The organism is Enterobacter sp. FB (genome assembly GCF_000805795.1).
Classification (GTDB): Bacteria; Pseudomonadota; Gammaproteobacteria; order Enterobacterales; family Enterobacteriaceae; genus Enterobacter; species Enterobacter roggenkampii.
This window is the reverse complement of the sequence record NZ_JSZC01000017.1, coordinates 175,256-187,168: the sequence shown is the minus strand read 5'-3', so window position 1 is coordinate 187,168 and position 11,913 is coordinate 175,256. Positions and strand designations below refer to the sequence as shown.

The 11,913-nt window shown below is 57.3% G+C and carries 6 protein-coding genes and 1 pseudogene; 6 read left to right on the top strand and 1 reads right to left on the bottom strand.

Annotated features, from left to right (window positions below; translation table 11 throughout):
* Positions 1-5: 5 nt before the first annotated feature.
* From bcsZ to PI91_RS23100, 5 genes and pseudogenes are all read left to right on the top strand, one after another.
* On the top strand, positions 6-1,112 hold the full coding sequence (gene bcsZ / locus PI91_RS23120; RefSeq protein ID WP_039267186.1) for a cellulose synthase complex periplasmic endoglucanase BcsZ: 1,107 nt from the start codon (positions 6-8) through the stop codon (positions 1,110-1,112).
* Positions 1,094-4,575: pseudogene (gene bcsC, locus PI91_RS23115) on the top strand (cellulose synthase complex outer membrane protein BcsC). The gene bcsZ and the pseudogene bcsC overlap by 19 nt, the downstream one beginning before the upstream one ends.
* A gap of 119 nt (positions 4,576-4,694) precedes the next feature.
* The gene (gene hmsP / locus PI91_RS23110) at positions 4,695-6,701 is read left to right on the top strand and encodes a biofilm formation regulator HmsP (protein WP_039267185.1); all 2,007 of its coding nucleotides are present in this window, start codon (positions 4,695-4,697) and stop codon (positions 6,699-6,701) included.
* 159 nt (positions 6,702-6,860) lie between these two features.
* A complete protein-coding gene (locus PI91_RS23105) occupies positions 6,861-8,147 on the top strand; it encodes a dicarboxylate/amino acid:cation symporter (RefSeq protein ID WP_021242141.1) in 1,287 nt (428 codons plus the stop codon).
* 227 nt (positions 8,148-8,374) lie between these two features.
* A complete protein-coding gene (locus PI91_RS23100; protein WP_008503229.1) occupies positions 8,375-9,868 on the top strand; it encodes a pitrilysin family protein in 1,494 nt (497 codons plus the stop codon).
* 63 nt (positions 9,869-9,931) lie between these two features.
* Here PI91_RS23100 and PI91_RS23095 read toward each other — a convergent pair whose 3' ends face one another.
* Positions 9,932-10,861 (bottom strand): sugar kinase, encoded by a 930-nt coding sequence (locus tag PI91_RS23095; protein ID WP_039267184.1) that lies wholly within the window; start codon positions 10,859-10,861, stop codon positions 9,932-9,934.
* Between the two features lie 229 nt (positions 10,862-11,090).
* Between PI91_RS23095 and pdeH the strand changes: the two genes are divergently transcribed.
* A complete protein-coding gene (pdeH, locus tag PI91_RS23090) occupies positions 11,091-11,864 on the top strand; it encodes a cyclic-guanylate-specific phosphodiesterase (RefSeq protein ID WP_039267183.1) in 774 nt (257 codons plus the stop codon).
* Positions 11,865-11,913 lie beyond the last annotated feature (49 nt).

Sequence of the window (11,913 nt, the reverse complement as noted above, 5' to 3'; positions counted from 1 at the left end):
ATGTGATGAAAGCCTTTCGCTGGTGTGTATTAGCAGCGGTGATGCTGGCGGCGCTTCCTCTTCGCGCCGCCTGTACCTGGCCTGCCTGGGAGCAGTTTAAAAAGGACTACATCAGTGAAGGCGGGCGCGTCATTGATCCCAGTGACACGCGCAAAATTACGACCTCGGAAGGGCAAAGCTACGCCCTGTTCTTTGCCCTGGCAGCGAACGATCGCAAAGCCTTTGACCTGCTGCTGACGTGGACGCGCGATAATCTCGCCAGCGGCGATCTCAACGCCCATCTGCCTGCCTGGCTATGGGGTCAGAAAGATAAAGACGCCTGGGCGGTGATTGATACCAACTCTGCCTCTGATGCCGATGTCTGGATCGCCTGGTCACTGCTCGAAGCGGGTCGGCTGTGGAAAGATCGGGACTATACCCGCACGGGTAAGGCGCTGCTGAAACGCATTGTCAGCGAGGAAGTGGTCAACGTCCCGGGGCTCGGCGCAATGCTGCTTCCTGGTAGAGTCGGTTTTGCCGATGAGAACGCCTGGCGTTTTAACCCCAGCTATCTTCCTCCGCAGCTAGCGGCTTATTTCACGCGCTTTGGTTCCCCGTGGACCCAGCTTCGTGAAACTAACCTGCGCCTGCTGCTTGAGAGTGCGCCGAAAGGTTTTTCGCCGGACTGGGTGCAGTATCAGAAAAACAAAGGCTGGCGGTTACAGCAGGAGAAAGCGCTGGTGGGCGGCTACGACGCCATCCGCGTGTATCTCTGGGTGGGCATGATGAGTGATAAAGACCCTCAGAAAGCCCGGCTCCTGACGCGCTTCCAGCCGATGGCGGCAAAGACCATGAAACGGGGTGTGCCGCCGGAGAAAGTGGATGTGGCGACGGGGAAACGTACCGGTGACGGCCCGGTCGGGTTCTCTGCCGCTATGCTGCCTTTTTTACAACAACGTGATGCCCAGGCGGTTCAGCGCCAGCGCGTTGCAGACCATTTTCCCGATAACAATGCCTATTACAGCTATGTGCTGACGCTTTTTGGGCAAGGATGGGATCAGCATCGTTTTCGCTTCACCGCAAAAGGTGAATTAATACCGGATTGGGGCCAGGAATGCGCAAGTTCACAGTAAATCTACTCAGTTTATCGCTTGGCCTGGCGCTTATGCCGTGGGCACAGGCCGCCAACTCTCCGCAGCAGAAACAGCTGCTGGAGCAGGTCAGGCTGGGCGAATCGACACAGCGAGAGGATTTGGTTCGTCAGTCGCTCTATCGCCTTGAGCTGATTGACCCCAACAACCCTGACGTCATTGCCGCGCGCTTTCGCTACTTGCTGCGTCAGGGCGATAACGCCGGCGCGCAAAAAGAGCTGGATCGTCTGAAAGGGATCGCCCCGGGTTCGAGCGCTTACCAGTCCTCACGCAACACCATGCTGCTTTCTACTCCGGATGGCCGACAGCAGCTCCAGCAGGCGCGACTGCTCGCCACTACGGGGCACACGCAGGAAGCGATTGCCGCCTATGACAAGCTGTTTGACGGCAACCCGCCGGGTGGCGACGTGGCGACGGAATACTGGAACGTCGTGGCGAAAGATCCAGCTCGCCGCGGTGCGGCCATTAACCAGCTGAAAAAATTAACAGCAGCAGCCCCGGGAATACGCAGCTGCAGACAACGCTGGCCCAGCTTCTGTTCCAGAGCGGACGACGTGATGAAGGCTTTGCGGTACTGCAGGAGATGGCTAAATCCACCAATGGCCGCGGCCAGGCGTCTGATATGTGGTATGACCAAATCAAAGACCAGCCTGCCAGCAGCGCCAGCGTCAGCGCGCTGCAAAAATATCTGAGCGTATTCAGCGACGGGGATAGCGTCGCTGCGGCGCGTGCCCAGCTTGAAGCGCAGCAAAAACAGCTCGCCGATCCGGCGTTCCGCGCGAAAGCGGAAGGGCTCGCGGCGGTGGATGCCGGGCAGGGCAGTAAGGCGGTGGCCGAGCTGCAAAAAGCCGTCAGCGCCAACCATGCCGACAGTGAAGCGGTGGGTGCCCTGGGGCAGGCGTATTCCCAGAAGGGCGACCGTGCCCGCGCGGTAGCCCAGTTTGAAAAGGCGATTGCCCTCGATCCGCAGAGCGATAACCGGGGTAAATGGGACAGTCTTCTGAAGGTTAACCGCTACTGGCTGCTGATCCAGCAGGGCGATGCGGCGCTGAAGGCGAATAACCCGGCGCAGGCAGAGCGTTACTATCAGCAGGCGCGTAACATCGACAATACCGACAGCTACGCGGTGCTGGGGCTGGGCGACGCCGCCGCGGCGCGTAAAGATAACGACGCGGCGGAGCGTTATTACCGTCAGGCGCTGCGAATGGACAGCGGCAACAGCAACGCGGTTCGCGGCCTGGCCAATATTTACCGCGCGCAGTCCCCGGAGAAAGCCTCGCAGTTTATCCAGTCGCTCTCCGCCAGCCAGCGTCGGAGCATTGATGATATCGAGCGTAGTCTGACCAACGAACAGCTCTCCGCCCAGGCCGAACAGCTGGAAAACCAGGGGAAATACGCCCAGGCAGCAGACATTCAGCGTCGTCGTCTGGCGCTCTCTCCTGGCGACGTGTGGATAACCTATCGTCTGTCGCGCGATCTCTACAGCGCGGGTCAGCGCAGCCAGGCAGATACCCTGATGCGTCAGCTTGCCCGCCAGAAACCGTCCGATCCGGATCAGGTCTATGCCAGCGGGCTCTATCTTTCCGGAAACGATCAGGACCGTGCCGCGCTGGCGCATCTGGACACGCTGCCGCGCAGCCAGTGGAACAGCAATATTCAGGAACTTGCCGACCGCCTGCAAAGCAATCAGGTGCTGGAAACCGCCAACCGCCTGCGGGACAGCGGTAAAGAGCAGGAGGCGGAGAATCTTCTTCGCCAGCAGCCAACCTCCACCCGCATCGACCTGACGCTGGCGGACTGGGCACAGCAGCGTGGCGATCTGAACTCCGCGAAAACGACGTACAACGCCGTCCTGCAGCGTGAGCCGCAGAACGAAGACGCGATCCTCGGCCTGACCGAGATTTACAGCGCCCAGGGTAACAAAGATGCCGCGCGCGCGGAGCTGGCGAAGCTGCCCGCCGCGCAGAACGGCCAGCCGCTGTCGCTCAATATGCAGCGCCGCATCGCGATGGCGCAGGCGGGGCTGGGTGATTCCGCCGCGGCAGAACAGACCTTCAGTAAAATCATTCCGCAGGCTAAATCGCAGCCAGGAGCAATGGAAAACGCGCTGGTGCTGCGTGATGCCGCGCGTTTCCAGGCGCAGAACGGGCAGCCTCAGCAGGCGCTGGAAACCTATAAAGATGCGATGGTATCGACGGGTATCACCACGACGCGTCCGGCTGATAACGACAGTTTCACCCGTCTGACGCGTAACGATGAAAAAGACGACTGGCTGAAGCGCGGCGTGCGCAGTGATGCCGGTGAGTTGTACCGCCAGCAGGATGTTAACGTCACGCTGCAGCACGATTACTGGGGCTCCAGCGGCACGGGCGGCTATTCCGATCTGAAAGCGCATACCACCATGCTGCAGGTGGATGCGCCTCTCTCTGACGGGCGCATGTTCTTCAGAAGCGATCTGGTCAATATGGACGTCGGATCATTCGATACCAGGAACGGGACTTACGACCCTAAATGGGGAACCTGCTACGAAACGCCGTGTAGCGGTAACACCCATCAGTCAGACAATGGCGCAAGCGTCGCTGTCGGCTGGCAGAATAAAACCTGGGCGATGGATATTGGCACCACGCCGATGGGCTTTGACGTCGTCGACGTGGTGGGCGGCATCAGCTACAGCAGCGATCTGGGGCCCATCGGCTATACCGTTAACGCCCATCGTCGGCCAATCTCCAGCTCTCTGCTGGCCTTCGGCGGGCAAAAAGACACCAACACCGGCACCACCTGGGGCGGCGTACGCGCGACCGGTGGCGGCGTGAGCATCAGCTATGACAAAGGGGAAGCGAACGGCGTCTGGTCAAGCCTGAACGCGGAAACGCTGACGGGTAAAAATGTAGAGGATAACTGGCGCGTCCGCTGGATGACGGGTTACTACTACAAGCTCATTAATAAAAACAATGAGCGCCTGACGGTCGGCGTCTCCAACATGCTCTGGCACTACGACAAAGACCTGAGCGGTTATACCCTGGGTCAGGGCGGCTATTACAGCCCGCAGGAGTATGTCTCCTTCGCCTTGCCGGTGACCTGGCGTAAGCGCACGGAAAACTGGTCCTGGGAGCTGGGGGGCTCGGTCTCCTGGTCTCACTCTAAAACCAAAGACGAGCTGCGCTACCCGATCCAGAATCTGATCCCGACCGATGAGCCAGACCGCTATACCGATCGGGGCGCAATGGAAACCGGCAGCAGCTCCTCAGGCACGGGTTATACCGCGCGAGCCATTATTGAGCGCCGGGTTACGTCCAACTGGTTTGTTGGCATGGGCGTGGACATTCAGGAAGCGAAAGACTATACCCCAAGCCATGCGCTGATCTATGTGCGCTACTCTGCTGCAGGCTGGCAGGGCGATATGGACTTACCGCCGCAACCGCTCATCCCTTACGCGGACTGGTAATCGGATTTTCCTTAATCCATTTGTAAGTCTCTCTTAACAGCGCAGCAATCGGGTATACTCAGGCGCGCCAGGTTTACACCCTGGCGCGCCCTGCGCTTCGAGTTTTGTGGAGAGTCATTTTGCGTGTCAGCCGTTCCTTAACAATCAAACAGATGGCGATGGTCTCTGCCGTCACCATGCTGTTTGTCCTGCTCTTCTGCGTAATTTTGCTGTTTCATTCCGTACAGCAGAATCGCTATAACACGGCTTCGCAATTAGAAAGTATCGCCCGCTCGGTACGCGGCCCGCTGTCTGCCTCCATCCTGAAAGGGGATATCCCCGAAGCGGAAACCATTCTGAAACGTATTCAGCCAGCCGGTGTTGTGAGCCGGGCGGACGTCGTGCTACCCAATCAGTTTCAGGCGCTGCGGATGAGCTTTATCCCGGAGCGTCCCGTCCCGATGATGGTGATGCGCCTGTTTGAGCTGCCGGTGCAAATTTCGCTTCCCGTTTATTCGCTTGAGCGCCCAGCGAATCCACAGCCTCTGGCCTACCTGGTGTTACAGGCAGACTCCTACCGCATGTATAAATTCGTCATGAGTTGGGTGGTTACGTTAGTGACCACTTGCTTACTTATGACGCTTATTCTCAGCGTGGCGCTGACCTGGTGCATTAACCGGCTGATTGTCCATCCCCTGCGCCGTATCGCCCGCGAGCTGAACACGCTTGCGCCGCAGGATCAGATGGGACACCAGCTTGAGCTGCCGCGTCTGCATCATGACGATGAGATCGGCATGCTGGTGCGCAGCTACAACCTCAACCAGCAGCGCATCCAGCGTCAGCAGGATGAGATGAACAGTAGCGCCACCCGTTTTCCGGTATCGGAGCTTCCCAATAAAGCGTTCCTGATGGCGATGCTGGAGCAAACCGTTGAGCGCCAGCAAACCACCGCGCTGATGGTCATTGCCTGTGAAACCCTGCAGGACACGGCTGGCGTGCTTCAGGAGAGCCAGCGAGAGATGCTGCTGCTCACCCTGGTGGAAAAGATCAAATCTGTCCTTGCCCCGCGCATGGTGCTGACCCAGGTCAGCGGTTACGACCTGGTGGTGATTGCCAACGGCGTAAAAGAACCCTGGCATGCGATCACGTTAGGTCAGCAAGTACTCACTGTCATTAATGAGCGGCTGCCGATTCAGGGTATCCAGCTTCGCCCGAGTGCCAGTATCGGGATTGCCATGTTCTATGGCGACCTGACCGCGGAACAGCTTTATCGCCGCGCCTTCTCGGCGGCCTTTACCGCCCGGCGCAAAGGGAAAAACCAAATCCAGTTCTTCGACCCGGCGCAGATGGAAAAGGCGCAGCAGCGCCTGACGGAAGAGAACGACATCCTGACCGCGCTGGATAACCGCCAGTTTGCCCTCTGGCTGCAGCCGCAGGTGGATCTGCGGACGGGAGAGGTAAAAAGCGCCGAGGCCCTGCTGCGTCTGCAGCAGCCGGATGGCACATGGGAGCTGCCGGAAGGGCTGATTGAGCGCATCGAGTCCTGCGGCCTGATGGTCACCGTCGGCTACTGGGTGCTCGAAGAGTCCTGTCGTCAGCTTGCCGCCTGGCAGGAGCGCGGCATAACGCTGCCGCTGTCGGTCAATTTGTCTGCCATGCAGCTTATGCACCCGACCATGGTTTCTGAGATGCTGGAGCTGATCCATCGTTACCGCATCAAACCGGATACCTTGACCCTGGAAGTGACGGAGAGTCGACGCATTGACGACCCCAATGAGGCGGTCGCGATTCTTAAGCCGCTGCGTAATGCCGGCATTCGCATTGCCCTGGACGATTTTGGCATGGGCTACGCCGGGCTGCGCCAGCTTCAGCACATGAAGACGCTTCCGGTGGATGTACTAAAAATTGACAAAGCGTTTGTCGACGGTCTGCCGGACGACAGCAGCATGGTGCAGGCGATTATCCAGATGGCGCGCAGCCTCAACCTGCACCTTATTGCCGAGGGAATTGAAACCGACGCGCAACGCGCCTGGCTGGCAGAGGCGGGCGTGGAGAGCGGGCAGGGTTTCCTGTTTGCCCCCGCAGTGCCTTCGGATGTCTTTGAAGAACGATACCTTTCTGGTGCTGACAATAACGCAAAAGTGTAATTTTGTTGCTGGCTTGTGCGAGCCAGCTCAAATTTCTTAACATTTGTGTTTCAAATTTGAACTGAGTTTATTTCTGTCCTGTTATGCGGGTGTTATTTTAAAGCCGCAGGTTAACCATAACCTTACAAAGCCTGTGGTTTTTCTTCCCAAGGACACCCTATGAAAACCTCACTCTTCAAAAGTCTTTATTTCCAGGTCCTGACAGCCATCGCCATCGGTATTCTGCTGGGTCACTATTACCCTGAACTGGGCGCGCAAATGAAACCGCTTGGCGACGCGTTCGTTAAGCTCATTAAAATGGTCATCGCTCCGGTGATCTTCTGTACGGTCGTCACGGGCATCGCTGGCATGGAAAGCATGAAGGCGGTTGGCCGTACCGGTGCAGTGGCGCTTCTCTATTTTGAAGTGGTCAGTACCCTTGCGCTGATTATTGGTCTGGTCATCGTTAACGTGGTGCAGCCAGGTGCGGGGATGAACGTCGATCCCTCGACGCTGGATGCCAAAGCAGTTGCGGTCTATGCCGAACAGGCGAAGGATCAGGGCGTGGTGGCCTTCCTGCTGGACGTCATTCCTGGCAGCGTCATTGGCGCGTTCGCCAGCGGAAACATCCTCCAGGTGCTGCTGTTCGCCGTGATGTTTGGCTTCGCCCTGCACCGTCTGGGCAGCAAAGGCCAGCTCATCTTTAACGTGATCGAAAGCTTCTCGCAGGTCATCTTCGGCATCATCAATATGATCATGCGCCTGGCGCCCATCGGTGCTTTCGGTGCGATGGCCTTCACCATCGGTAAGTATGGCGTCGGTACGCTGGTCCAGTTGGGTCAGCTGATTATCTGTTTCTATATCACCTGTATTCTTTTCGTGGTGGTGGTGCTGGGCTCCATCGCCCGCGCGACCGGTTTCAGCATCTTCAAATTTATCCGTTACATCCGCGAAGAGCTGCTGATTGTTCTGGGAACCTCCTCGTCAGAATCGGCGCTGCCGCGCATGCTCGATAAGATGGAGAAACTCGGGTGTCGTAAATCGGTGGTGGGGCTGGTGATCCCGACGGGCTACTCCTTCAACCTGGACGGCACCTCGATATACCTGACGATGGCGGCCGTGTTTATTGCACAGGCGACCAACAGCCATATGGATATTTTCCATCAGATCACCCTGTTGGTGGTGCTCCTGCTCTCCTCTAAAGGCGCGGCGGGCGTAACGGGCAGCGGCTTTATCGTGCTGGCTGCCACTATCTCTGCAGTGGGGCACCTGCCGGTGGCGGGCCTGGCCTTGATTCTGGGTATTGACCGCTTTATGTCAGAGGCGCGTGCGTTAACCAACCTGGTGGGTAACGGCGTGGCAACGGTAGTGGTCGCGAAATGGGTGAAAGAGCTGGATCACAAAAAGCTCGACGATACTCTGAATAATCGTTCAACTGACAGCAAAAATCCTGGCTTATCCTCTTAATCTTGTCACAAATGCCCGTATTCCCTTGTGGGGATGCGGGCTCCTGCGCATAATAACTGTTCATACCTGTCATAATTCGACAAGATTTTTTTTGGGTATATTTCACTTCGGACCGTGACGTTTTGCCGAACGCGCGGTCTAATCGACGTGTTTTCATCGTCATCTTTAAGAGTGAAGCGCGTCGCGAGGCACTCTTTTTTAACCAGGAATGTTGATCAGGGGTTCACATGCAGGGCACAAAAATTCGACTCTTAACCGGCGGTTTGCTGATGATGGCAGCAGCCAGTTATGTGCAGGCAGATGCGCTCCAGCCAGACCCGGCCTGGCAACAAGGGACACTAGCGAACGGTTTTCAGTGGCAGGTGTTAGCCACGCCGCAACGTCCCAGTGACCGTATTGAAATCCGTCTGTCTGTTAATACCGGTTCCCTCACGGAAAGCACCCAGCAAACCGGTTTCAGCCACTTTATTCCCCGGCTGGCGCTCACTCAGAGCGGCAGCCTGCAAGCGGTTCAGGTGCGTTCGCTCTGGCAACAGGCCATCGATCCGAAACGCCCGCTTCCTCCGGCTGTGGTCTCGTATGACTACACTATGTTTAACCTGAGCCTGCCTAATAACCGCAACGATCTGCTTAAAGAAGCCCTGACGTATCTCTCCGATGCCTCCGGCAATCTGGCGATTACGCCGGACACCGTCAACTATGCGTTGAGCAACAGCGACATGGTGGCGACCTGGCCTGGTGATACCAAAGAGGGCTGGTGGCGTTACCGCCTGAAAGGCTCGACGTTGCTGGGACATGACCCTGCCGAGCCGCTAAAACAGCCGGTGGACGCCGAACAGGTGAAATCGTTCTACCAGAAGTGGTACACCCCGGACGCGATGACGCTCATCGTGGTGGGTAACGTGGACAGCCGCGCGGTGGTGGAGCAGATCAACAAAGCGTTTGGCGATCTGAAAGGCAAGCGTGAATCGCCTGCCCCTGTTCCGACACTCTCCCCGCTGCGTGCAGAGCCTGTCAGCATTATGACGGACACCGTGCGTCAGGACCGACTCTCCGTGATGTGGGATAACGCCTGGCAGCCCATCCGTGAGTCCGCGGCGCTGTTGCGCTACTGGCGTGCCGACCTTGCGCGTGAAGCGCTGTTCTGGCACGTTCAGCAGACGCTCAGTAAGAATAACGTGAAGAATATCGGTCTTGGCTTTGACTGCCGCGTGCTGTTCCAGCGTGCGCAATGCGCCATTAACGTTGAATCACCGGGCGATAAGCTGAATGCCAATCTGGGTGTCGTCGCGAAAGAGTTGGCAAAAGTGCGTAAAGAGGGGCTTTCCGAAGAGGAATTCAACGCGCTTGTGGCACAGAAAAAACTCGAGCTGCAGAAGCTGTTTGCGACCTATGCGCGCGCCGATACCGACATTCTGATCAGCCAACGTATTCGTTCCCTGCAGAATCAGGTGGTGGATATTGCGCCGGAACAGTACCAGAAGCTTCGTCAGGATTTCCTGAACGGTCTGACCGTCGAAATGCTCAACCAGGATCTCCGTCAGCAGCTGTCGCAGGAGATGGCGTTGATCCTTCTGCAGCCGAAGGGCGAGCCGGAATATGACATGAAGGAACTTCAGAAGACCTGGGATTCCATCATGGCGACCGCGCCGCAGCCGACGCAGGCCGCGACGGCTGATGATTTACACCCGGACGCGACGGATATCCCGCAAGGGCAGTAAGACGTAGACATTCCCTCTCCCTGTGGGAGAGGGTTAGGGTGCGGGCATCAGCCCGCACCCTACTTAAACAGGCATCGCCTCACGCGGAATAATCGCCCCGCGATACTGAATCACCGTGCTGGCCGTCAGATGTCCACGCTGTGCCGCCGCTTCCGGCGTTCCGCCCGTCAGGCGTACTGCCAGATAGCCCGCGCTGAATGAATCACCCGCCGCCGTGGTATCAATCACTTTCTCTTTGGCAAGCTTCACAGCCGGGACCTCAACCACCGCTTCACCCGTAATCGCGACCAGGCACGACTCCGCACCGCGCTTAATCACCACTTCGCTCACGCCAGCCGCTTGCGTGCGTGCAATCACGTCCTCTACCGGTTTCGCCCCCCAGAGGGCGTCTTCATCGTCGAGCGTCAGGAAGGCGATGTCGGTGCATTGCAGCATCTGCTGATAGACCTGCTGCGTCTCTTCACGGCTGCCCCACAGGCGCGGGCGGTAGTTGTTATCGAAAATGACCTTGCCGCCGTTGGCACGGCATTCGCGCAGCAGCGAGAGCAGCTTTTCACGGCTGGTGGGGCTCAGGATCGCCAGGCTGATCCCGCTCAGATAGAGATAGTCGAAGGTCGCCAGCGCTTCGCAGATGGCCGCGGCATCCTCGCTCTCCAGCCAGAATTTGGCCGCGGCTTCGTTACGCCAGTAATAAAACGTGCGTTCGCCGGTGTCGTCGGTCTCAATGTAATACAAACCCGGCAGGCGGTTTTCCATACGCTGGATCAGCGAGGTATCAATATGTTCACTTTGCCAGGCCTCAAGCATCTGCTGGCTGAAGCTGTCCGTCCCCAGAGCGGTAACGTAGTTCACGGTGAGCGCCTCAGGCGCAACCTGGCGGGCAATATAAACGGAGGTGTTTAACGTATCGCCACCAAATCCGCGGCTCACTTCCGCGCCTTTTTGTGACAGCTCAATCATGCATTCGCCAATCACGGCAATTTTTTTAGACATAATCGTGAACCTGAACAGAAGAATGATCAGCAGTGTGCGCTGAGTGAATTAACAGGTCAACTATATTAAAACAACGTTCCATTATTTTATTTGAGCCAGCGCGTGTTCCTGCGCATTTCTGTCATCTTAATTTCATTTTCCCGGTGAATTGAACATAAAGTTCTCAATTGTCGCGCCGATAATCCTGTGACGAGTCCAGAAAGGCCATCCCAACAACAGGACATCTGAAATGAAGTCAGAGCAGGTTATCCAGCGGCTGAGCACCACGCCTGAGGCAAGTATTGAGAACTTGCAGGAGCATCGCTACTGGCTGCAATGTGAGCGTGCGTATACCTATCAGCCGATATACCGAACAGACGGTCGACTGATGGCCATTGAAATTTTGACCGTCGTGACGCATCCCTCAAACCCTACCCAGCGTATCGCACCGGATCGCTATTTTGCCGAAGTGGCCGTTCGCCAGCGTCTTGACGTGCTGGAAGAGCAGCTCCGTATGCTGGCAACGAAGCAGCCCTTTTTCGAACAGCACGATATCCTCGCTTCAGTGAATGTCGATGGCCCCACTCTGCTGGCGCTGCGTCAGAACACAAAATTGCAGGCGCTGATCGCCACTCTGCCGTGGGTGCGCTTTGAGCTGGTGGAGCATGTCCGCCTGCCGCAGGACTCCTCGTTTGCCTCCATATGCGAATACGGCCCGCTGTGGCTGGATGACTTTGGCACCGGCATGGCGAACTTTTCGGCTCTGAGTGAAGTGCGTTATGACTACATTAAAGTGGCCCGCGATCTGTTCATTATGCTGCGTCAGACCCCGGAAGGGCGGAACCTGTTTACGCTGTTATTACAGCTGATGAACCGCTATTGCCAGGGCGTGATTGTTGAAGGTGTGGAAACGCTGGAAGAGTGGCGTGATGTGCAAAGCTCGCCTGCCGCGGCGGCGCAAGGCTATTTCCTCTCCCGACCGGTACCCATGGATCGCCTCGATAGCGTGATAACAACCCTCTGATAAGCCCGCTTCCCTTTGTCTGGACTATAGTTTTACAGGACAGGTCATC

Excerpts from the sequence above, each read along its gene's own strand:
- bcsZ (WP_039267186.1), top strand. The coding sequence starts at position 6 with ATGAAAGCCTTTCGCTGGTGTGTATTAGCAGCGGTGATGCTGGCGGCG.
- PI91_RS23105 (WP_021242141.1), top strand. The coding sequence starts at position 6,861 with ATGAAAACCTCACTCTTCAAAAGTCTTTATTTCCAGGTCCTGACAGCC.
- PI91_RS23100 (WP_008503229.1), top strand. The coding sequence starts at position 8,375 with ATGCAGGGCACAAAAATTCGACTCTTAACCGGCGGTTTGCTGATGATG.
- PI91_RS23095 (WP_039267184.1), bottom strand. The coding sequence starts at position 10,861 with ATGTCTAAAAAAATTGCCGTGATTGGCGAATGCATGATTGAGCTGTCA.
- pdeH (WP_039267183.1), top strand. The coding sequence starts at position 11,091 with ATGAAGTCAGAGCAGGTTATCCAGCGGCTGAGCACCACGCCTGAGGCA.